Source organism: Nocardioides sp. NPDC059952, assembly GCF_042730435.1.
Lineage (GTDB): Bacteria > Actinomycetota > Actinomycetes > Propionibacteriales > Nocardioidaceae > Nocardioides.
The window spans coordinates 1-21,645 of record NZ_JBHWLY010000006.1; the positions used below are offsets into that span (position 1 = coordinate 1).

General features: G+C 69.4%; 21 protein-coding genes. 7 read left to right on the forward strand and 14 right to left on the reverse strand.

The annotated features are described in order from the left end of the window. Nucleotides 1-130 precede the first annotated feature (130 nt). From ACFV9G_RS04170 to ACFV9G_RS04185, 4 genes are all read right to left on the reverse strand, one after another. Nucleotides 131-1,279: an acyl-CoA dehydrogenase family protein gene (locus ACFV9G_RS04170; protein ID WP_378725142.1), complete on the reverse strand. Its 1,149-nt coding sequence runs from the start codon at nucleotides 1,277-1,279 to the stop codon at nucleotides 131-133. Nucleotides 1,280-1,339: 60 nt separating this feature from the next. Beyond that, nucleotides 1,340-2,710, reverse strand: coding sequence for an MDR family MFS transporter (locus ACFV9G_RS04175; RefSeq protein ID WP_378725367.1), 1,371 nt, complete (start codon nucleotides 2,708-2,710; stop codon nucleotides 1,340-1,342). Nucleotides 2,711-2,917: 207 nt separating this feature from the next. After that, nucleotides 2,918-3,634 carry a hypothetical protein gene (locus ACFV9G_RS04180; protein ID WP_378725144.1) on the reverse strand — a complete coding sequence of 239 codons (717 nt, stop codon included), beginning with the start codon at nucleotides 3,632-3,634 and terminating at the stop codon, nucleotides 2,918-2,920. 31 nt (nucleotides 3,635-3,665) lie between these two features. Beyond that, nucleotides 3,666-4,367 carry an NAD-dependent deacylase gene (locus ACFV9G_RS04185; protein WP_378725146.1) on the reverse strand — a complete coding sequence of 234 codons (702 nt, stop codon included), beginning with the start codon at nucleotides 4,365-4,367 and terminating at the stop codon, nucleotides 3,666-3,668. 164 nt (nucleotides 4,368-4,531) lie between these two features. On the opposite strand from ACFV9G_RS04185, the gene ACFV9G_RS04190 reads away from it, so the two are divergent. From ACFV9G_RS04190 to ACFV9G_RS04200, 3 genes are all read left to right on the forward strand, one after another. Continuing rightward, nucleotides 4,532-5,695 carry a beta-1,3-glucanase family protein gene (locus ACFV9G_RS04190; RefSeq protein ID WP_378725148.1) on the forward strand — a complete coding sequence of 388 codons (1,164 nt, stop codon included), beginning with the start codon at nucleotides 4,532-4,534 and terminating at the stop codon, nucleotides 5,693-5,695. A gap of 84 nt (nucleotides 5,696-5,779) precedes the next feature. Then, nucleotides 5,780-6,190, forward strand: coding sequence for a hypothetical protein (locus tag ACFV9G_RS04195; protein WP_378725150.1), 411 nt, complete (start codon nucleotides 5,780-5,782; stop codon nucleotides 6,188-6,190). Nucleotides 6,191-6,235: 45 nt separating this feature from the next. Further along, on the forward strand, nucleotides 6,236-6,793 hold the full coding sequence (locus tag ACFV9G_RS04200) for a hypothetical protein (protein ID WP_378725152.1): 558 nt from the start codon (nucleotides 6,236-6,238) through the stop codon (nucleotides 6,791-6,793). A gap of 41 nt (nucleotides 6,794-6,834) precedes the next feature. Here the strand turns inward: ACFV9G_RS04200 and ACFV9G_RS04205 are convergent, their stop codons facing one another. The 5 genes from ACFV9G_RS04205 to ACFV9G_RS04225 form a co-directional block, all read right to left on the reverse strand. Continuing rightward, nucleotides 6,835-8,055: a cation:proton antiporter gene (locus ACFV9G_RS04205; RefSeq protein ID WP_378725154.1), complete on the reverse strand. Its 1,221-nt coding sequence runs from the start codon at nucleotides 8,053-8,055 to the stop codon at nucleotides 6,835-6,837. A 99-nt stretch (nucleotides 8,056-8,154) separates the two neighbouring features. Further along, nucleotides 8,155-9,216, reverse strand: coding sequence for a fatty acid desaturase family protein (locus ACFV9G_RS04210; protein WP_378725156.1), 1,062 nt, complete (start codon nucleotides 9,214-9,216; stop codon nucleotides 8,155-8,157). 5 nt (nucleotides 9,217-9,221) lie between these two features. Beyond that, nucleotides 9,222-10,046: an ABC transporter permease gene (locus ACFV9G_RS04215; protein WP_378725158.1), complete on the reverse strand. Its 825-nt coding sequence runs from the start codon at nucleotides 10,044-10,046 to the stop codon at nucleotides 9,222-9,224. Nucleotides 10,047-10,071: 25 nt separating this feature from the next. Then, nucleotides 10,072-10,812 (reverse strand): ABC transporter ATP-binding protein, encoded by a 741-nt coding sequence (locus ACFV9G_RS04220; RefSeq protein WP_378725160.1) that lies wholly within the window; start codon nucleotides 10,810-10,812, stop codon nucleotides 10,072-10,074. Then, nucleotides 10,809-11,624 (reverse strand): alpha/beta hydrolase, encoded by an 816-nt coding sequence (locus ACFV9G_RS04225; protein ID WP_378725162.1) that lies wholly within the window; start codon nucleotides 11,622-11,624, stop codon nucleotides 10,809-10,811. The genes ACFV9G_RS04220 and ACFV9G_RS04225 overlap by 4 nt, the downstream gene beginning before the upstream one ends. 116 nt (nucleotides 11,625-11,740) lie before the next feature. Here ACFV9G_RS04225 and ACFV9G_RS04230 point away from each other — a divergent pair, with 116 nt between their 5' ends. Next, nucleotides 11,741-12,307: a hypothetical protein gene (locus tag ACFV9G_RS04230; protein ID WP_378725164.1), complete on the forward strand. Its 567-nt coding sequence runs from the start codon at nucleotides 11,741-11,743 to the stop codon at nucleotides 12,305-12,307. Nucleotides 12,308-12,329: 22 nt separating this feature from the next. On the opposite strand, the gene ACFV9G_RS04235 is transcribed toward ACFV9G_RS04230, so the two are convergent. Next, nucleotides 12,330-12,992, reverse strand: a complete 663-nt coding sequence (locus tag ACFV9G_RS04235; RefSeq protein WP_378725165.1) for a response regulator — start codon at nucleotides 12,990-12,992, stop codon at nucleotides 12,330-12,332. A gap of 79 nt (nucleotides 12,993-13,071) precedes the next feature. Continuing rightward, complete coding sequence (locus tag ACFV9G_RS04240) at nucleotides 13,072-14,262, reverse strand: sensor histidine kinase (RefSeq protein WP_378725167.1); 1,191 nt, start codon at nucleotides 14,260-14,262, stop codon at nucleotides 13,072-13,074. 458 nt (nucleotides 14,263-14,720) lie between these two features. Here ACFV9G_RS04240 and ACFV9G_RS04245 point away from each other — a divergent pair, with 458 nt between their 5' ends. Then, the gene (locus ACFV9G_RS04245; RefSeq protein WP_378725169.1) at nucleotides 14,721-15,167 is read left to right on the forward strand and encodes a hypothetical protein; all 447 of its coding nucleotides are present in this window, start codon (nucleotides 14,721-14,723) and stop codon (nucleotides 15,165-15,167) included. A 3-nt stretch (nucleotides 15,168-15,170) separates the two neighbouring features. Here ACFV9G_RS04245 and ACFV9G_RS04250 read toward each other — a convergent pair whose 3' ends face one another. Further along, nucleotides 15,171-15,635 carry an SRPBCC domain-containing protein gene (locus ACFV9G_RS04250; RefSeq protein ID WP_378725171.1) on the reverse strand — a complete coding sequence of 155 codons (465 nt, stop codon included), beginning with the start codon at nucleotides 15,633-15,635 and terminating at the stop codon, nucleotides 15,171-15,173. Nucleotides 15,636-15,727: 92 nt separating this feature from the next. Between ACFV9G_RS04250 and ACFV9G_RS04255 the strand changes: the two genes are divergently transcribed. Together ACFV9G_RS04255 and ACFV9G_RS04260 are read left to right on the forward strand one after the other, a co-directional pair. Next, nucleotides 15,728-16,237 (forward strand): winged helix-turn-helix transcriptional regulator, encoded by a 510-nt coding sequence (locus ACFV9G_RS04255; RefSeq protein WP_378725173.1) that lies wholly within the window; start codon nucleotides 15,728-15,730, stop codon nucleotides 16,235-16,237. Continuing rightward, nucleotides 16,234-17,271 carry a hypothetical protein gene (locus ACFV9G_RS04260; protein WP_378725175.1) on the forward strand — a complete coding sequence of 346 codons (1,038 nt, stop codon included), beginning with the start codon at nucleotides 16,234-16,236 and terminating at the stop codon, nucleotides 17,269-17,271. The genes ACFV9G_RS04255 and ACFV9G_RS04260 overlap by 4 nt, the downstream gene beginning before the upstream one ends. Nucleotides 17,272-17,346: 75 nt before the next feature. Here the strand turns inward: ACFV9G_RS04260 and ACFV9G_RS04265 are convergent, their stop codons facing one another. Together ACFV9G_RS04265 and ACFV9G_RS04270 are read right to left on the reverse strand one after the other, a co-directional pair. Further along, nucleotides 17,347-20,193, reverse strand: a complete 2,847-nt coding sequence (locus ACFV9G_RS04265) for a M4 family metallopeptidase (protein ID WP_378725177.1) — start codon at nucleotides 20,191-20,193, stop codon at nucleotides 17,347-17,349. A gap of 139 nt (nucleotides 20,194-20,332) precedes the next feature. Then, entirely contained in the window at nucleotides 20,333-21,634 is a 1,302-nt protein-coding gene (locus ACFV9G_RS04270; protein ID WP_378725179.1) for an MFS transporter, read from the reverse strand. Nucleotides 21,635-21,645 lie beyond the last annotated feature (11 nt).

Here is a 21,645-nt window from a genome sequence, read left to right on the forward strand (position 1 = left end):
GGGCCGCTTCTTTTGTTTAAACCCCACCCCCCCCCCCCCGCGCGCCCCCACCACCCCCGGGGGGGGCCCCCCCGGGGGCGCGCCCCCCCGCGGCGTACGGGTCTCGACAAGCTCGACCACCGAGGCCAGGTCAGAAGCCGAGGTCTCGGCCGATGAGCTCCTTCATGATCTCGTTGGAGCCGGCCCAGATCTTGGTGACGCGGGCGTCACGCCAGGCGCGAGCGACGCGGTACTCGTTCATGAAGCCGTAGCCGCCGTGGATCTGGACGCAGTGGTCGAGCACCTCGGACTGCGCCTGCGAGGACCACCACTTGGCCTTGGACGCCTCGACCGGGGTGAGCTCACCGCGGGCGTGCGCGGCGACGCACTTGTCGACGTACGCCTCGGCGACCTCGATCTGGGTGACCAGCTCGGCGAGCAGGAACTTGTTGTGCTGGAAGGCGCCGATGGACTGGCCGAAGGCCTTGCGGTCCTTGGCGTACTGCACGGTCTCGAGCAGGATCTGCTTGGCCTGCGCGACGTTGGCGACCGCGCACGAGACGCGCTCCTGCGGGAGCTCCTCCATCATGTGGATGAAGCCGCGGTTGAGCTCGCCGATGACCTCGGCGTCGGTGACGCGTACGTTCTCGAAGAAGAGCTCGGCGGTGTCGGACTCCTCCATGCCGACCTTGTCGAGCTTGCGACCGCGCGAGAAGCCCTCCTTGGTCGCCTCGATCGCGAAGAGGGTGATGCCCTTGGCGCCCTTCTCCGGGTCGGTGCGGACCGCGGTGATGACCAGGTCGCAGGAGTAGCCGTTGGTGATGAAGGTCTTGGAGCCGTTGATGACCCACTCGTCGCCGTCGCGGACCGCGGTGGTCTTCAGCGCGGCCAGGTCGGAGCCACCGGAGGGCTCGGTCATGCCGATCGCGAGCAGGATCTCGCCGGAGGCAACGCCCGGGAGCCAGCGCTGCTTCTGCTCCTCGGTGCCGAGGCGGACCAGGTAGGGGGCGGTGATGTCGGAGTGGATGCCGACGCAGGTCGGGTAGGCCGCGCCGATCTTGGCGAGCTCCTCGGCGAGGACCGCGTTGAAGCGGAAGTCGTCGGCGCCGGCGCCGCCGTACTCCTCCGGGATCGCGAGACCGAGGAAGCCGTTCTCGCCAGCCTCCAGCCAGAACTCGCGGGGCAGCGCCTTGTCGGCGATGTGCTTGTCGGTGTGGGGCTTGACCGAACGCTCCAGCCACTGCTGGACGGAGGCTCGGAAGTCCTCGTGGTCTTCCTCATAGTGGTCGCGCTTCAGCATGCCTCGGAGTCTACGACGCAGTGGTTACTCGGTGGTAACCCTCTCAGAATTCAATCCGGATCAGTCCTGCCGGATCCGGACAGGCGTACGCCACGCCACCACCAGCAGCGGCAACGAGACGATCAGGCCGACGATGAAGACGGTGTGCAGCGCCGGCGCGAGGACGTCGGCCGGCAGGGCCTCCAGGGGCGGCACCTCTCCCCCGGCGTATTCCCTGCGGACCAGCCCGTTCGCGACCGCACCGAAGAGCGCGACGCCCAGCGCCGAGCCGACCGAGCGGGCGAACATGTTGGACCCGGTCGCCACCCCGCGCACCTCCCAGTCGACCGCCGACCCGGCGGCGACGATGCCCGGGTTGACCGACCAGCCGAACCCGAGGCCGAGCACGAAGCACGGGATCGCCAGGTGCCAGATCGACGACGTCTCGCCGACCGTGATGAGCACCAGTCCGCCGACGACGACCAGCACCGCACCGAGCCCGACGGCGGTCCGAAACCCCCGAGAAAGGTAGATCCGGCCCGCGGTGGCGGCGGCGATCGGCCAGCCGATGCTCATCCCGGCGAGCGCGAACCCGGCCACCAGCGCCGAGTGACCGAGCACGCTCTGGGCATAGAGCGGGACGTACGTCGTGAGCCCGAGCATCACCACGCCGACGATCAGGCTGGCGGCGTTGGCCGGCGCGAGGACACGGTGGCGCAGCACCCACGGTGGCAGCACCGGGTCGGCGGCGCGGCGTTCGACGAACCCGAAGGCGACCAGGGCCGCGATGCCGACCGCGAAGATCAGGTAGGACGGCCAGGAAGCCCACGCCCAGGCGTGCCCGCCCTCGAGCAGCCCGAGCAGCAGCGCGATCCCGCCGACGGTGAGCAGCCCGGCGCCGGACCAGTCGATGGCGCGCGGATCGGTCGCCGGGCGCCGCTCCTCGTGGAAGTGGCGCAGCAGCCACAGCGCGACCGCCCCGACCGGCAGGTTGATGAGGAAGATCAGCCGCCAGTCGAGGTAGTCGGCGAAGAGGCCGCCGAGCGTCGGCCCGACGATGGCAGCGGTGGCCCAGACCGAGGCGACGTACGACGTCGCGACCGCGCGCTCCTCCAGCGTGTAGATATCGGAGACGATCGTCATCGCCATCGGCTGGATCGCCCCGGCACCGATCCCCTGGATCGCCCGGAAGACGATCAGCGCGGTCAGCGACCACGCCAGACCGCACAGCAGCGACCCGACCAGGAACGCGACGATCCCCGCGATCATCACCGGCTTGCGCCCGAGCCGGTCGGCGACCTTGGCGTAGAGCGGCGTGGTCACCGCGGTGGCCAGCACGTAGATCGAGAAGAGCCACGGGAACTGCTCGAAACCACCGAGATCCTTGACCACGCTCGGCACCGCCGTCGCCAGGATCGTCATGTCGATCGCGACCAGGCTCAGCGACACCATCACCGCGAGCAGGATGGGACCTCGTTCGCTACGAAGTCCTACAGAGCTGCGCGTGGGTCGGGTCGAGGTAGGCACATTACTTAGCAATCCTCACGACCGCGCATTCATTCCTACAGAGTCATTCCTCCCGCGCGCGGGCCGCGATGCGTACGTCGAGGTCGGTGTTCTCAGTTTTCCCGAAAACTGAGAATAACGGTGCGGTCGTTCTCACTTCTCCAGCTCGGCGAGGTCGAAGACCTCGTCGGCGGCGGGCTCCTCGACCTGGAACTCCTTGTCGAAGTCGGAGAAGGTGAGCTCGCCGGAGCTGCCCTGGGTCCACTTCACGATCCGGTGGGGCTCCGAGGCCCGGACGTACGTCCGGCTCTCGGTCTCGCCGTGGGTGACGTCGAGGCGGACAGCGGGGCCGTCGGCGGCCATCGCCGGACCGATCGCCTGGGCCTCGGCCTCCGGCGGGACCATCTGGGCGGTGAGGCTGTCGATGCTGCAGAAGGCGCGGAGGCTGGCCAGCTCGCCCTCGAGCTTCACCCACTTCTCACCGACCCGCTTGGCGATGCGCTCACCCTCACCCTTGGCCGGTGCGATCGACTTCCAGAACTCCTCGTCACCCTGGTACCAGGCCGAGCCGTCGATGGAGCGCAGCGAGATCTGGCCGTCGCCGATGCTGACCTTGCCGACGCAGGCGTCGTCGGCAGAGACGTCGAGGTCGACGGTGATCTTGGTGCTCTGCGAGTCGAGCACGTCGCCCTCGACATGCACGGTCTTGATGTCGTGCATCGCCGCGCGGGCATCCTCGGCGATCTGGTTGCCGGGCTCCTTCGCGTAGTCACGCGCCTGGGACAGCGATCCCTCCTCGTCACCACAGCCGGCGAGAGCGCTGGTCAGCGCGACGATGAGGACACTCAGGGGCACGGCTCTGCGGAACACGCGGCCTATCGTGACAGAAATTACGAAGGGGTCAACGCGAGAGGGCCTGTACGTCGGCAACCCACTCGGGCACGAGCTTCCCGGCCGGCCCCTGACGGGCGTCGTCGAAGAGGTGCGAGGTCTCGGACGAGTCCAGGTTGAGCTCGAGCGTCTTGGCCCCGGCACGGGTGGCCATGCGTACGAAACCGGCGGCCGGGTAGACCGCGCCGCTGGTGCCGATGGCGACGAAGAGGTCGGCCCGGACGAGCGCCCGCTCGATCAGGTCGAGGTCGTAGGGCATCTCACCGAACCACACCACGTCGGGCCTCAGCATGTCGTTGCCGCAGCCCGGGCAGGCCGGCCCGTCAGCCAGATCGTCGTCCCAGGCGAACCGGCCCTGACAGGAGTCGCAGAGCGCCGAGAGCAGCTCGCCGTGCATGTGCACCACCCGACGGGAGCCGGCGCGCTCATGGAGGTCGTCGACGTTCTGCGTGACCACGAGCAGCTCGTCGCCGAGGACCTGCTCGAGCCTGGCCAAGGCGAGGTGGGCAGGGTTGGGCACCACCGCACGCAGCTCCCGGCGGCGGTCGTCGTAGAACCGATGGACGGTCGCGGGATCACGATGGAACGCCTCGGGTGTCGCCACGTTGTCCACGTGGTGACCCTGCCAGAGCCCATCAGCATCCCGGAAGGTCGCGAGACCGCTCTCGGCGGAGATCCCGGCTCCGGTGAGCACGACAACTTTCACAAGCATTCAGGCTAGCGAGGTTGACGAAACATCCGCTGCCCCCGGGCGGCTGTTTTGGTCATCTGATCGGTAGTTGTAACAACTCAGACCGTCGATCGGTTGGCATAGACTTTTACTGTAAAGGACCCTTACTGTAATTCGGGTTCCTACAGCCCCACTCGGGAGGTCCCATGCTGACCAGACGATCTGTACTCGCCGCCACCTCTGCCGCCTTCGCCGTGCCACTCCTCGGCGGGACCGGCTGGCAGGCCGCACAAGCGATGCGCCCGCAACGACTCGGAGCCCAGGCCACCATCCAGCTCCGCTTCGCCAACCGGACCGGCGCGTACGACAACGCCTCCATCCACTTCTACATCGTCGGCACCAACCTGGCCACGGGCGAGCAGTCCCGGGTCACGCCCGAAGGCACGCTCGTGCCCGTCTCGCTCGCCGACAACGGCGCCGACGGCTACGCCGACTACGCGATCCCGTTCTCGGGGAGCGGCGACACGCTCTCCCAGATCCCCGCCGACATGTCGGGCCGGATCTACTTCTCGCTCGGCGACAAGCTGAAGTTCAAGGTCAACGAGGGCAACGCGCTCGCCTATCCGGCGGCATGGGTCGAGTCCGACCCCAGCTACGGCGTGCTGCACGACTGCGTCGAGTTCACCTACAAGAGCGGCCGGATCTACTGCAACACCACCATGGTCGACATGTTCAGCGTGCCGCTCTCGATCGCGCTGACCGGCGAGGAGTCGCCGACCACGGGCACCCTCGTCGAGGGCGGCCGCGCGCGGATCTTCGATGCCGTCTCGGCCTCGCCCGACTTCGGCTCCCTCGTCGTCGACGACCGTCGCATCATCGCGCCGGGACACGGGCTGGACGCCGGGAAGTTCTCCTCGACGTTCTTCGACTCCTACATCGACCAGGTGTGGTCGAAGTACGCCGGCGAGTCGCTCGTCGTGAATGCGAACAACACCACCTTCACCGGCCGAGTGAGCGGCGACCAGTTCGTCTTCGACGGTGGGGTGAAGGCGTTCAGCCGGCCCTCGACCCGGGACGTGCTCTTCTGCGACGGCGCGCTGGCGGCGCCCAACGACGGCATCACCGGTCCCGTCGCCGCCGTGCTCGGCGCGGGCTTCAACCGGACCACGCTGCTCGCCTCCGCGAACCAGCCCACGAACGACCCTGCCGGCTTCTACCAGGGCGACCCGGTCCATGCGTACTGCAAGGCGATGCACGACAACACGGTCGACGGGAAGGCCTACGGGTTCGCCTTCGACGACGTCGGCGGCTTCGCCTCGTACGTCGAGGACAACGCCTCCGAGATGGCGGTGACGTTGACCCCGTTCTGACGGCTGACACGGTCGGCGTCCCCTCTATCGGGGATGGCCGACACGCCTCGTCCAGCGCGCCACGAGGGCCCGTACGGTCACACCATGTCGTACGTCGTCCTCGTGGCGTGGCTCGTCCAGGCAGCGGTCGGAGTCCTGCTGCTGACAGGCTGGTTCCGACATGGCCGCGTCCGGGCACCGGTGGTGCTCACCCACGTCGGACTCTCCGTCCTCGGCCTCGCCTGCTGGACGGCGTACGTCCTGGTCGACCAGGTCCTCTGGGCCTGGGCCGCCTTCCTGCTCATCACCATCGGCAACGGCTTCGGCGACAACATGCTGCTGTGGCGTACGCGACGGATGGGCGGCAGCCACCTCTCGACGGTCAACGCCTACAAGGTCGCCCTCCGCTCGATCTTCAGACGCAGACTGCCGCTCCGGGTCGGGTTCCACGCCCTGTTCGCCGGCGTCGTGTACTTCTCCACCCTGGCCATCTGCGTCGTCGCGACCGTCTCCTAGCCCGTTCGTCCGTGCGGGGCACCGTGCGGCCGGGATACTGGGGCCATGGGTGCGGGTGGGGCGGTTCTGATCATCGTCGTCGGGGCTGTCCTGCTGTTCTTCGTGGCGGTGGCACTGATCCTGCTCGTGGCCGCCGGAGTCGTCCGGTTGTCGGGGAAGAATCCCAAGCCGCTGGCCTGGTCCGGGGTCGCTGTCCTCGCCGTGCCGGTGCTGTTCGTCGCCACGCTCGTCGTGTGGGCCCAGCTCGTCCGCGACCCCGACACCATCGAGCTCGATCTGCGCGAGCCGGTCCTGCTCTCGAGCCTGCCCGAGGACAACGAGGACTTCCCCGGGATCCGCGACTACGACAGCGACCACGTCGTCCTCGTCCTGCCCGACGGCGAGCGCTTCGAGGCCGAGGTCGACGGGGTCCTGGTCTGGTCCGAGGACGGGTACGTCACCCGGGTCACCTTCGACCGGCGTGCCCGCGAGGCGGGCGAGACCGAGTCCCTCACCCGGGAGTGGGAGAGGAAGCTCGGTGGAGGCGGCACGGTGGAGGCTGATGCGGGCTACTCCGATCACGGGCGGGTCCGGGCAGCGGTGCTCGCCGATCCGACCTCGTAGAGCGCACCGTCTCGATCGGACGGTAGGCGCTTCGGGGCCGCTCAAGGGTCAGTCGGCGTGTCCGCTCCGGACCGGGGCTCATCGCGGGGCCGCGAGCGGCCCAACAGCACAGTCGCAAGCATGGGCAACAAGAGCACGGTGGTAGCACCGGCGCCGACGAGCACCGAGGCGCTCTCGGTCGACATCTCACCCAATGACACCGAGACCGAGGTCACCGCGACGATGATGGGCAGCCCGGTGGCGGCGAAGAGCGCCACCGCCGCGCCGTCGCGGGTGTCGAAGCGGTCCTGCGGTGGCCCGAGAAAACGGCTGGCGAGGAACACGGGAAGGGCGCGGGCGATCAGGATGAGCGCAAGCACGGCCGCGAAGGCACCGGGGTTGCGCCCGATGGCTCGTGGATCGATGGCCATTCCCGAGGTCACGAAGAACACGGGCACGAGCAGTCCGAAGGCGATGCCCTCGAGCCGTGCCTCGAACCTCTCGTCGCCGTCGGGGAGGGCCAGCCGGAGGATGAAACCGGCTGCGAACGCAGCGAGCACGATGTCCAGGTCGAGCTCGTGCGCGACGAAGCTGAGGGTGACCAGCAGCAGGAGAGTCAGCCGCAGCGGGGTTTGGCTGGTCGACTCCGCCCCATGACGAATGTGGACGAGCAACCACGAGCTGCCACCGCGCAGTCGAAGCGACGGGATCGTCAGCAGGAGAGCCACCGCGGCGAAGACCAGCAGGATCAGGAGCGATGTCGTCGCGCCGCGGGTGCCCAGAAGCAGTGCCATGGCCACGACGGGCCCGAGCTCGCCGTACGCACCGTGGCGCAGGACCGACTCGCCCACCCGTCCTGTGGTCATGCCAGAGTCCTTGAGGATCGGCAGCAGGGTTCCCAGGGCGGTCGACGTCAGGGCGATGGCCAGGGCCACCTCTCCGTCAACCACCCCCACCGTGGCCAGCAAGGCTGTGAGGGCGAACGCAAGGCCGAGACACGCCAACCAGGTCAGGCCCGCGCGTCGCCCGGCCCGCCCGATCAGCTCCGCAGGTTTGATCTCGAAGCCGGCCAGAAGGAACAGCATGCCCAGGCCGAGCTCGCTCAGCAGCTCGATGGGTGGGCCTTCGACGGCCAAGGTGAGCCCGAACGGCCCGATCAGCATTCCGAGTCCGAGGAGAAGGACGACCTCCGGGACCAGGCGGCGTGGGATCAAGCCGGCGACGATGGGAGCCACGACGGCGACGATCGAGATCCAGAGCAGCGACTCGGCAACGGAAGGCATGCGATTCCTCTCCCCGGGCGGCCCTGGACTCCGTCAGCACGGTAGTCGGACGCCGGGGCCGCCCTCCTCACCCACGATGGGCGATGTCCGGCCGTACGGTCAGCCTGTCCTGTTGGCCACGACGAACGGGCAGGCGAAGGGGTCGCGGTCGCCGAGGCCCACGCGGTTGAGGTGGCGGACGACGATGGCGTACGACTCCAGGAGGCCGGCCTCGGTGTAGGGGACGCCGTGCTCGGCGCAGTAGGCGCGGACCAGCGGTTGGGCGCGGCGAAGGCTGCTGCTCGGCATGCTCGGGAAGAGGTGGTGCTCGATCTGCAGGTTCAGGCCACCCATGAGCCAGTCGACCCAGCGCCCGCCGCGGATGTTGCGGGAGGTCAGGACCTGGCGGGAGAGGAAGTCGATCCTGGTGTCGCGCGGGACCAGCGGCATGCCCTTGTGGTTGGGGGCGAAGCTGGCGCCCATGTAGACGCCGAAGACGGCCAGCTGCACACCCAGGAACGCCGCGCCGAGGCCGAGGCCCAGCACCGAGAAGACCAGCACCGGCCAGCCGATCAGCCGCAGCGCGAGGAGCGCTGCCTCCGTACGTCGGTGCTTGAGGTCCCGGTCCTTGATCACGGTGAGGACGGCACCGACGTGGAGGTTGATGCCCTCGAGGGTCAGCAGCGGGAAGAACAGCCATCCCTGGCGGGCGGTGAGCCAGCGCTTGAGACCCGTGCGTCGCTCGACATCCTCGGGGGTGAACAGCAGGACCGAGGGGCGGATGTCCTCGTCCGCGTCGACCTTGTTCGGGTTGGCGTGGTGGCGGGTGTGCTTGCGCATCCACCAGCCGTAGCTCAGCCCGACGACCAGGTTGCCGAGGATCCGAGAGGCCCATTCGTTCTTCGGGCCCGAGGCGAAGATCTGACGGTGGGCGCCGTCGTGGGAGAGGAAGGCCGTCTGGGTGAACAGGACCCCGAAGGCCGCCGCGATCAGCAGCTGCCACCAGGTCTGCCCGAGGGCGAGCAGGGCGATCAGCGCGAGCGCGAAGCCGGTACCGAGGAGGGCCACCCGCCGGGCGTACGTCCTCGGCGACCGCTCCAGGAGACCCTCTTTCCTGACGCGACTCATCAGCTCGGTGTAGGCGTTGACCTGACGGCGCGCCTGGCTCGGGAGCGTGGTCATCGTGGTCACCTCCCCAGCCGGCGCAGTCGCGCCATGGCCAGCGGCAGGCAGACCGCGATGATGGCGACCGGCCACAGAACGGCCATGGTCAGGGCGTGCTCGCCGACCCAGGTGGTGGCGGGAGCGGCCATGTTGCCGAAGAGCTCGCGGGTGGCGATGACGGTCGAGGAGAGCGGGTTCCACTCGGCGGGCAGGGCCAGCCAGCCCGGCATCAGGTCGGTCGGCACGATCGTGTCGGCGACCATGGCGAGCGGGAAGACGAGCGCGAAGTACTTCATCGCCGCCTCGGGGCCGCTGACCAGCAGGCCGAGCAGGATGCCGACCCACGAGAACGCCATCCTGAGGAGGATCAGGAGCCCGAGCGCGACGATCACCCCGCCGAGCCCGAGATGGGCCTGCCAGCCGAACAGGGTGCCCAGCGCGAGGAGGATGGTCAGCTCGACCACGGCCAGGATCATGTCTGCCAGGGCGCGCCCGGCCAGCACCGCGACCGGCGACATCGGGAGGGATCGCATCCGGTCCAGCACCCCGCCGCGTACGTCCTCGGCGACCGAGATCGTGGTGTTGCCGATCCCGAAGGCCATGGTGAGCGCGAACAGGCCGGGGAGCAGGAACTCGCGGTACTCCGCCCCCGGCACGTCCATCGCGACCCCGAAGGCCTCCCCGAAGACGAAGCCGAACATGGCCACCGCCATCACCGGGATCATCAGGGTGCCGAGGAGCTCGTCGGGGCGGCGGACGAGATGGAGGAGGTGGCGCTTGGCCACGACCCAGGTGTCGACCGTCGCCCACGTGATGCGTGATCCGTGGACGGTGACTGCGTCGGTCATCGCCCCAGAAATGGACACAGTCATCTCAGGCCCCCTCGGTGATCAGCAGGAACGCCTCGTCGAGGTCGCGGCCGCCGACGCTGGACTTGAGCTCGGCGGGTGTCCCCTCGGCGACGACCCGGCCGCGGTCGACCATCGTGATGCGTGAACACAGCCGGTCGGCCTCCTCCAGGTACTGGGTGGTGAGCAGGACGGTCGTGCCGGAGTCGGCCAGCTCGCGGACCGCGTCCCAGACCTCGATCCGGCTGCGCGGGTCGAGACCGGTGGTGGGCTCGTCGAGGAAGAGCACCCGGGGGCTGCGGATCAGGCTGACGGCCAGGTCGAGGCGCCTGCGCATGCCTCCGGAGTAGCCGCGCACCGGGCGGTCGGCGGCCTCGACGAGGTCGAAGCGCTCCAGCAGCTCGTCGGTTCGGGCACGTGCCTCGCGGGCTCGCATCCGGTACAGCCGGGCGAACATCTCCAGGTTCTGCCGACCGCTCAGGACGCCGTCGACGGCGGCGTACTGGCCGGCGATGCCGATCCGTGCGCGAACGCCGGCCCGGTCACGGGCGACGTTGCGGCCGGCGACCCAGGCCTGGCCCGAGTCGAAGCTGGCGAGGGTGGCCAGGATGCGTACGGTCGTGGTCTTGCCGGCTCCGTTCGGGCCGAGCAGGCCGTGGACCGTGCCGGCGGGGACGGCGAGGTCGATGCCGTCCAGGGCTGCGCCGCGGCCGGGGTAGCTCTTGCGGAGCCCCTGGGTCCAGATGGCGGGTTCGTCGGTGATCATGCTGCTGCCTCCATGTCGTGGGTGGGCCGGGCGGGTCGGGGGTTGTGCGGGGCGGTGGTGATGCCGGCCCGGGTCACCTGGTCGTAGCGACCCAGCGCGATCCGGGCGATGTTGAGCAGCGACTCGCTGCCCTCGGCGTAGTAGCCGCAGTGGCCGGGGATGTCGCCGGTCCCGAACCGGGTCGCGCCGAGCTCGAGCGGCCCGCGACCGAGACCGAGACGCCCGACCCGCACCCGCGGGACCAGCCGGATGCGGTCGGTCTCGCCGTACGCGGCCCAGAGCCGGGTGCCGGTGCCCAGCTCGGAGCGCCGCACCGCACCCATCCCGGCGCTGCCCAGCGCCACGTAGTCCTCGGCGCGGGCGCCGGCGAGAGCGAGGCCGGCGACGGTCGAGCCGTAGCTGTGGCCGATCAGGGTGAGGTGAGCGGCGCGCGGCAGGTAGTGGGTCAGGTTCGCCAGGTCCTGCGCCCCGGCGTAGGCGGGGACGTTGGTGATCGCGTTGTACCACTCCGGCGGCGAGTGGTAGCCCAGCCAGACCACGACGGCCGACCGGCTCTCCGGCGCGATCTCCTGCATCGTACGCAGCAGCAGCTGCCCCCGGGAGCGCGGAGAGTGGGCCTCTGTGTTGGTGAAGTAGTTGCCGAGGTGGTGGCCGTTGCCGGGCACGACGACGGCGATGTGGTCGGCGGTGGCGGCGTCCCCGAAGACCTCCACGACCCGCGCCCCTCCGGGCGGGTCGCAGGCGAGGAGGCGGGGTCCGATGGTTCCGTCGGCCTCGTTGAGGCCGTACCTGAGCGGCGTCACAACTGTCATGGCCGTGACGGTAGGAATCAGGTGTCGCGCCGCGCGTCACTCCCGGGAGCCATTCGACCCCCTACCGGGGTAGTGCGGGATGCCCCCTAGACGAGCCTGTCGCTACGATCCTGGCCATGACAGAGGTCGCCGGAACGGTGTCGCGCGGGGGTGCGCGGATGCACGACCCGCGGGTGTGGGGGACCACGATCGGGGCGGTCGGCGCGACGGTGTTCGTGTTCGCCAACCGTGGGCTCCTGGACGGTGGCTGGCCGACCGCTGCGCTGGCCGCATGGGTCCTGGCGCTCATCGCGTACGTCTGGGCTGTCTTCGTGGTTCCCCGGCGGTTCACGCCCCCTGAGCAGGTGGGGCCGCTGGCCGGGCTCGTCTACCTCGCCGGGATTGCTTTCATGCTTCTCGGCATCTTCCTCGGCCGCAAGCTCCTGGAGGCCCAAGGACTCGAGGGGGCGGAGGGGGCGGTGATCGCCTTCTTCGTGGGGGCGCACTTCCTGCCGTACGCCCGAGCCTTCCACGCGCCGCTGTTCATCACGATCGGGACGACCCTGATGACGATCGGCGCGGTCGGCCTCCTGCTCGCGGCGGTCTGGACGGTGACGGCGGGTGCGGCGGCCGCCGTGATCGCGGGACTCGCCATGCTGGGCATCATCGCCCTGGACGCGTGGCGCACCCGCCCCGCTCGGTAGCCCGCCGACTTCTGGGACGCCCCTAGACGTGCGGCGCGACCAGGCCGCTCTCGTAGGCGAAGACGACGGCCTGGGCGCGGTCGCGCAGACCGAGCTTGCCGAGGATGCGGCTGACGTGGGTCTTCACGGTCTGCTCGGCGAGGAAGAGCTCGGCGGCGATCTCGCTGTTGGAGCTGCCGCGGGCGATGTTCTCGAGCACCTCGCGCTCGCGCTCGGTGAGCTGCTTGAGCCGAGGGTCCGCCTTCCGGCGACGTGGCGCGCGGGCGAACTGCGCGATCACCTGTCGGGTCACCGACGGCGAGAGCAGGGCCTCGCCGGCATGGACCACGCGGATCGCGGCGGCGAGCTCGTCGGGCGAGGCGTCCTTGAGCAGGAAGCCGCTGGCGCCGAGGCGCAGCGACTCGTGGACGTACTCATCGGCGTCGAACGTGGTCAGCATGACCACCTTGGTCTGCGCGGTGGCCGGGTTCTCGGAGAGCTGGCGGAGCGCCTCGATGCCGTCCATCACCGGCATCCGGACGTCCATCAGCACCACGTCGGGATGCGTACGCCGCACCACCTGCAACGCCTCGGAGCCGTCCGCCGCGGTGCCGACGACCTCGATGTCCGGCTGCGTGCTGAGCAGCGCCACGAAGCCCGAGCGCACCATCTCCTGGTCGTCGACGACCACGATCTTCACCGTCACGCCGCCACCCCCGTCGCGCGAGCGCCAGAATACGGACGCGGCGGCGTGTTGTACTCATGGTTTACTCGCATGCGCTCGCTCACGGGGTCTTCCTACCGCGTTTGGCCGGGGTGCGCACCGCCGTTTGCGTGGGGAGTCGCGCCTCGACGACGAAGTCGTCGGCGGAGGGACCGGCGGTGAGACTGCCACCGACCGCGCCGGCCCGCTCGCGCATCCCGATCAGTCCATGACCCCCGGCGCCGTCGGCAGCGGCCGGGGCTGCGCCGTCGAGCGCGTTGGCGACCCGGATATCGAGGTCCTCGTCACCGACCGTCAGGTCGATGATGACCGGCTCGGACGGCGCATGGCGGCGGGCGTTGCTGAGCGCCTCCTGCACGATCCGGTAGGCCGCGGTGCCGACCTCGGGGGCCACGTCGGTGAGCTCGGGCAGCTCCCCGCGCACCTCGACCCGCTGCCCGGTCCCGCGAGCGCTCTCGAACAGCTCGCCCAGTCCATCGATGCCCGGCACAGGGACCCGGCCCGACTGCCCCTCCTCGGTACGCAGCACGTCGAGCACCCCGCGCATCTGCCGAAGCGCCGAGGCCGCCAGATCCGCGATCTCGGCGAACTCCGCCTCCGCCGCCGGACTGACGTCGTCGACCCGGTGCGGCGCCGATCTGGCCTGGACGGTGATCAGCGACATGTTGTGGGCGATCACGTCGTGGAGCTCACGCGCGATGCGCGCCTTCTCCTCGACGACCGAGCGGCGCTCGTGCTCCTCGCGCAGGGCGCTGCGCGACTCGGAGAGCCGCCTGGCGACCGTGGCGAGAGCGCCCAGCAGCAGCGCGAGCGAGGCGAAGTTGGCCACCTCGATCAGTGAGGGGACGAGGTCGTTCCAGGCCAGCCCGACCACCGCCAGGACCACTCCGACAGCGACCTGGATGCCCAGGGTGATCGCGGCCAGCCGCCACCCGGCGACCAGGGTCAGCACCACCAGCACCAACAGCTGGGTCAGCGTCGGCGGCGCGACCATCCACGGCCAGCCTTCCGGGCTCTGCCGCGCGACCGCCACCGCAGCCACGGTGACCGCGACCAGGGAGAGCCCGGCAGCCTCCACCGGGCGCCGGAGCGCCAACGGGATCGAGGCGGCATGCGTGGCCCCGAGCAGCAGCGCGACCCCGCCCGCGACCTCGTAGGGGTCGGTGGTCAGGACCGCTGCCTCCACGATCCCGAGCACGGTCGCGGCGACGTACAACGCCAGACGGCCGCGCCCGGTCCAGGTCTTCAGCATGATTTCAGTAATACCAGGACGGACGATGCGTGACACGTACTCCAGACAAGCCCCTGCACGCTGAACCGACCCGAGTGCTTGTGGGGTGAACGAAGATTCGTTCACGTCACCAGGGCGAACGAAGATTCGTTCACGTCACCAGGGCGAACGAAGATTCGTTCACGTCACCAGGGCGAACGAAAGTTCGTTCGTCCGCCGAAGGTTGGGGGCGGCGCCGCCCAGGTCGGCGCGTGCCGGCCGGGTGTGTCGGCCGGAGTCCACCAACCCGAGATTCTTTCCAGCCAAGCGCCCGGCTCCGTTGGAACGCACGATGTCGTCATGACTGGTTGCCCCCTAGCTCGACTGCCAAGGGCTCGACTTCGGCACCGTCGCTGCACGGATGGGAGCGGCCCTCCCGCGCAGCTCCCGAGGGCCCAAAGTGACCACTCATCGCCAGTGGACGTGGTGGACTACCTGCCGTGGTCTTTCTCGTCCTGATCGTGATCGCCCTGCTCGCCGTGCCGGTGGGCCTCATGACGTACGGCGCCCTCACCGTCCGCGGGCAGCGACGAGCGCTCGCGGCGTTCCGGGCGACGGCGCATGCCTATTTCACCCGGCCACAGATGGGGATGTGGAAACCCTCGGCGACGATCCTCATGGTGAGCCCCGACGAGGTGTCCGTCTGGAAGAGCGGCCCGGGGCAGCCGACTCGTCTGCTCGCGCTTCCTGGCCGGGGCGCGACCGTCGAGGCGGCCGAGGTCAGGATCAACACCGCGCGGGTCGTCGAGGGATTCGTCATCACCTCCGCCGACGGCCGAAGCGTCCCCCTCACCCTGTGGCCCGAGCCGACGATGGGCGTTGCGAAGCCGCACACCGGCGCGCTGCTCGTCCAGACGATCGACGAGATCCGGGGCGCCCTCGCCTGAGCGTCAGCGGCCGACGGCGGCCTTGTCCTCGTCCTGGGTCCGGATGGTGCCCTCGCCGGACTCGATCCGGCCCTTGAGGCTGACGGTGATGTAGTGGGTCCAGGCGTCGTAGCAGACGTCGAAGCACTCGTCCCCGCGCCCGAGGCCCTCGTGGGTGAAGGTCACCCGGGTCTGATCGCCCTCGCGGACGATGTCGAAGCGCCCGGTCGTGCCGATCCACTCCTTCTTGTCCGCGATGAAGTCGAGATAGCCGTCGGTGAACTCCCACACGACGCGCTCCCCCGGGACGAGCTCCTTGACGAGCTGCTTGGAGTAGTGGATATCCGGCACCAGGTAGAACCACTCGGCACCGACCTGGTCGGTGGGCCCGGCGATGTGGTGCCCCCACCAGGAACGTACGTCGTTGATGGCCTCGTACGCCTCCGCAGGTGTGGCGTCGACGGTGAAGGTTGCGGTCAGGTCGCTCATAACTGTCTCCTCGGAATGTGACTTGCATCATGCAAGCATCACCGTAGACACGGGAACTTTCATCATGCAAGTGATTTGCTAGAGTCGTCCTCGTGCTCGGAAAGACGTACGACGGCCAGATCTGCTCCATCGCCCGCTCCCTGGAGATCGTCGGCGAGCGATGGACCCTGCTGATCCTGCGGGACGCGATCTTCGCCGGGGTCACGCGCTACGGCGACTTCCAGCACAACCTCGGCATCGCCACCAACATCTTGAAGACGCGCCTCGCCACGCTCGTCGAGACCGGCCTGATGACGCGTGACGACGCCGGTGACTACCGGCCGACCGCGAAGGCCCAGGGCCTTCGGCCGGCGCTGATCGCGCTCACCGAGTGGGGAGACACCTGGTTCGCCCCCGACGGCCGACCCATCGACTACCTGCACGCCGACTGCGGCGAGCCCGTCCACCTGGAGTCGCGCTGCGAACAGCACGGCACCATCCCCCCGGACGACGTCGTGGTCCGACCCGGCCCAGGCATGCCCGCCGAATACCTCGCCGCCCGACGCGGCACAGCTGTCCGTGTGCCGCCTTCCACCTCGCGCCGGATCGGCTCGAAGCGATGACGGGCGAGCTCTCGGCACAACCGTGGATCGGGATCGACGAGGAGACCGAGCGGCTCTACCGGGTGGCGCTCGCGGTGCACGGTCCGCTCGAGGCCGACACCCTGGCGAAGGCCGGCGCGGTCTCCGAGGAAGCGGCCTGCGCGGCCATGAGGCGGCTCCGGGAGCTGGGCTTCATGACGTCGTACGGGGTTCTTGCGCCCTACGCGGCGCTGCGGGTCCTCCACCATCGCCGGGTGTCCGAGCGGCAGGCGCAGCTGGCCGAGCTCGAGACGGCGGCGAGCATGATCGACGATCTCTCCGCCGGGTTCGTGTCGGCCGCACCGGAGGTGATCGCGGTCCAAGGCATCGAGCTCGTGGTCGGCGTCGAGGAGGTGGGCCGGCGCGCCGGCGCGCTCATCGCCTCGGCGCGGACCGAGCTGATGGTGCTGAACGCACCGCCGTACGCCCAGAACGCTCTGCCGCCCTACGACGAGCTGCCCAAGGGCCCGCCGGCGGCCGAGTCCGAGACCGGCCTGGCGGTCCTGCGCGGGGTGCACGTGCGCAACGTGATGGCACCCGAGGGTCTGGACCTGCCCGGGCGGATGCCGGCGGTGAGCGAGCTGGCCGACCTGGGGATGGGGGTCCGGATCCGGGCCGACCTGCCGACGAAGCTGATGATCGCCGACCGGACGACGGCCATGCTGCCACCCTCGGGGGTGGCCGACCCGCTGGAGTCGGCGCTGATCATCCACGACGGACTGCTCGCGAATGCGCTGGTGCCGCTGTTCGAGGCGACCTGGGACACCGCACTGCCCCTGGCAGCCGTTCAGGGGAGCTCCGACGTGTCCACCGATCCGTCGGGTCCCCCCAGCGCAGAGGAGCGCGCTCTGCTGACCCTGCTCGCGAGCGGGCTCAAGGACGAGGCGATCGCTCGCCAGCTCGACGTCCACGTCCACACCGCACGCCGCCGGATCACCGCTCTGCTGGCCAAGCTCGGCGCGTCGACCCGGTTCCAGGCCGGTGTGCAGGCAGGCCGGCGAGGTTGGCTGGAGTGACGCGGCAGCCGGGCTCCGCTCGGGAGCCCGGCTGCCTGTGTCATCAGCGCTGAGAAGCGCTACCCGATCGGTGGACTAGCAGCGCCCGGCCGGACGGTCCCGCTTCACCAGGTTGGTGTGGCTGGTGGTGCCGTCGAACCACAGCACCCGCTTGCCCTCGTCAGCGGCGGCGTACATCTGCTCGCCTCGGCTGCAGGACATCCGCTTCGGGCCACTGGTGCCGTCCAGGGACACCTGGAAGAGCTTCGGCAGCGTCTCGTTGGCATACCAGGTGGCGAACGGGATGTCGGTCACGGTGACCGCATCGTCCGACGCGGTCAGCGTGTAGGCACTGAGGGCGCCCGTGCCCGCCTCCGGGGTCAGCGTGACCGGGTTCGAGCCATCGAAGCCGGCCTTGCGTACGGCCGCCTGACCGGCGTCGCTGATGTCGTTGTCCTCGATCCAGACGACGCCGTCCTCGGTGATGGCGGTCTGCCCGATGCCCATCACCTTGGTGTTGTCCATCGGCATCAGGGTCTTGGTGCCGGCGACCGTGTCGAAGACCTCGACGCCGAGGCGGTAGCCCTCGGGGACCATCCACAGCTTCGCGTACGCGATCTTGCCGTCCTTGACCGACGGCAGCGCCGTCGACACCGCAGGGGTGCCCGGGTCGACCAGACCGGACGCGCCGGTCTTCAGGTTGAGCCAGCCGACGTGCTGGGTGCCGGTGGTGTAGTCGGTCACGGTGCGGACAGCGAGATCACCGTCGACCGCGAGGGACCCGACCGGCCCGTTGTGGGAGAAGTTGACGGTCTTCGTGATCCCGCCCGCGACCGGTCGAACCTTGGTCAGGATGTTGCTGCCGGTGTACTCGGCCCACACCACGCTCTTGCCGTCGGTGTCGGCGTAGACGTTGTAGCTGCCGTTGTTGCCGCTGACCAGCTCCGGCTGGCCCTTGCCGTTGGTGTTGCCGAGCCAGACCGAGTACGGCTCGCTGCCGTCCTGGTTGGTGCGGGAGACGGCGTACTTGCCGCCGCCGGCGCCGACCCCGGTGCCGGCGATGTTGTTGTCGGTGATCAGGGTGTCGCTGTCGACCCCGAGCCGGTCCTCCCAACCCGTCTCGATGCCGTGCTCGGCGAACGCGTTCTTGACGACCGCCAGCTGCACCTTGGTGGCGCCCAGCTCGGTTGCGGCAGCGACGACCGCGGCACGGCCGGCCATGAAGTCGTCGAGCGGGGTCATGTACGCCGACAGGGCGCGGTAGACGATCTGGTCCGCGAGCTCGGTGCCGAGCTGCTCGCGGATGTCCCACAGCGCACCGGAGAAGATCGTGGAGTTCAGGTGGACGCCTCCGTTGTCACCACCGTAGGTGACACCGATGAAGTCGTCGTAGGTCGTAGCGCCGTCGTTCAGGTCGCGCAGGGCGCAGTCGCGCGGGGCCGCCGTGATGCACAGGTCCTCACCCAGCAGCCCGGCGTCCGGGTCGTCCATCGACATCTTGCTGGTCTCGAGGTCGATCGCGTTGCCGAAGTAGTCGGCGATCGCCTCGTTCATCGCGCCGGACTGGCCGACGTAGACCAGGTTGGCGGTGTGCTCGATGACTCCGTGGCTCATCTCGTGGCCGACGACGTCGGCATCCGCGGAGAACGTACGGTAGTCCCCGCCGCCCTTGCCGTAGACCATCTTCTGACCGTCCCAGAAGGCGTTGGGGAACGGGCCGCCGTTCGCGGTGACGCCGACGATGGAGTTGATGAACTGGTCGGTGCCGTCGAGCCCGGCTCGGTCGAAGTTGGACTTGAAGTAGTCGTAGACCTTTCCGGCTGCCCAGTGCGCGTCGACCATGCCCGCGTCGGTGAACTCCTGGCCGAACTCAGCGGTGTCGGACTCGCCGATCGTCGCCTGGCTCGGCCAGCGACCCGACGCGTAGGCCGCGTCCGCCCCGTTGGCGTCGTATGTCTTGATCAGCTGACCCTGGAAGGGCGAGTCCGCGGCCCGCTTGCTGTAGTCGAGCATCTGGTACGGCTTGGTGCCGGTCTGGTAGAGGTTGAGCTCGACCGTCTCGCCGTTGTAGCGGACACCCGTGCCGGTGACCGCACCCGGCGTGGTGGTCGCCGTCACCTCCGGGGCCTCGCCGGTCTCGGCCGCCTCACCAGAGGTGCCGGCCGCGGTGCCGCTGGTGCCGACCGTGGTCTTGATCGAGCTGTACTGCAGCACCGGGAAGCCGGCTTCGGCGTCGACGTACACCTCCTGCTTGACCGGCATCCCGTCAGCGCCGACGCCAGTCACCGTGACGTGCCGGGTCAGCAGGCCCTTCCCCTGCGGAAGGACGGTCAGACCGTTCACCTTTCCGGTGAACGCCTTGGCAGTCTCGATCGAGTCCTTGCGGAGCAGCCCGCCAGGCTGATCGGCGACCGCGGCGATGGCCCGCTCGATCGCGACCTTCTCGGAGACCTTCGGGGTGACCGAGTCGAGGTTCAGCTCGGTGAAGTACTTCCCGGAGGTGCCGGTGACGACCCGCTCGCCGCCACGCTTCTCCATCCGGACGAGGTACGTCCCGCCGAACACCGGGACGCCCTGATACTTCTGCTCGAGGCGCACCGTCTCCTTCGCGCCGTCTGTCTCTGTGCCGATCGCCTCGAGGTTCTTGCCCGGGTTGTCGATGTGGTAGCGGCCGGGCTTGGCGGCGAGGTGCCCACGGGCGGCGGCCGCCGCACTGGCGCCCTCGGTCCGCTCGTTCAGACCGCTGACGAGGGCGGGGGTGTCGGTCTCCGATCCGGCGACCGACACCCCTGGGGCCGAGCTGGCGGGAAGCGGTGCCGCGTGGGCGGTCGACGCGGCCGTCCCGACGAGACCGGTTGCGACGATCAGGGCAGCGGCGCCCTGGCCGACGGCACTGCCGCGATGCTTCCCGCGCTTTCGGGCGGGTCTGGATGAACTCTGCATGGCTGATCCTTCGGTCGCACTGAGGGAGTGGGGTTCAAGCCCTCATATGCAATGCCCTGGACGAACCACTGACCATGGTTTCCCGGTGGTCACTTGTGCGCATCCACACTTGTGTGTACGCCGCCGTCGTGGCGCCCGCTCAGGCTTCCACGAGCTCCCGATCGCTCGTCTCCCCCAGCCTGACCAGGGAGAACACGCTCAGCAGGCAGAAGGCTGCGATGACCGTGGAGAGCATGACCGTGCTCGCGCCGGCCTTCTGCAACGAGGCGAAGAGCAGCGGCGAGAGCCCGGCGCCCATGCCGGCGAGCTGGTAGCCCAGCGAGGCACCGGTGTAGCGCGAGGAGGTCTTGAAGACCTCGCTCATCAGCGCGGCGAGCGGGCCGTAGAAGGCAGCGTGGATGACCGACTGACCGAGGACCACCGCGAGCACCAGCAGCGCGACCGACCCGCTGTCGAGCATCGGGAAGAGCAGGTAGGCGAAGACCGCGGTAGCCACAGCGGCGGTGAGCACCACAGGTCGCCGCCCGACCCGGTCGGTGAGCGCGGACCAGCCGATGATGCCGATGACCGCACCGGCCGAGGAGACCGTCAGCGCGTTGAGCACCGTGGGGCGCTCGAATCCGGCGCCGAGGGCGTACGAGATCAGGAAGGTGGTCAGCGTGCCCTGCACGACGAAGGCACCGAGCCCGACGCCGACGGCCAGCAGGAGCGTACGCGGGTGGTCGCGGAGGACCTCCAGCAACGGCGTCTTCGCCTCGGCCTTGCGGTCCTTCATGGCCTCGAAGGCGGGCGACTCGGTCACGCTGAGGCGGATCCACAGGCCGACCGCGAGCAGGACGATGCTGAGCAGGAACGGCACCCGCCAGCCCCATGCGGTGAACTGCTCGGGCGTGGTGACCGAGGCCATCACCGCCATCACCGCGGTCGAGAGGACCATGCCGGCCGGGGCGCCGGCGTTGGTGAACGAGGCCCACAGCCCACGTCGGGAGGTGGCGTGCTCGGCGGTGATCAGGACCGCGCCACCCCACTCGCCGCCGATCGCGACACCCTGGACCACCCGGAGTAGGACGAGAAGGACAGGCGCGGCCGCACCGATCTGGCCGTACGTCGGCAGGCAGCCGATCAGGAAGCTGACCACACCCATGATCAGCATGGTCAGGACCAGCATCTTCTTGCGGCCGAGGCGGTCGCCGAAGTGGCCGAAGACCACACCCCCGAGCGGGCGCGCCAGATAGCCGGCCGCGAAGGTGCCGAAGGACGCGATCGTGCCGGTCACCGGGTCGAGGTTGGAGAAGAAGACCTCGTTGAAGACCACGGCCGAGGCGGTGGAGTAGAGCAGGAAGTCGTAGTACTCGATCAAGCTGCCCGTGAAGCTGCTGGCGACGATCCGGCCCATCTGCGTACGTGGACCGGTCGTGCTTCCGCCGGAGGTGAGGGTCATGTGGGGGCTCC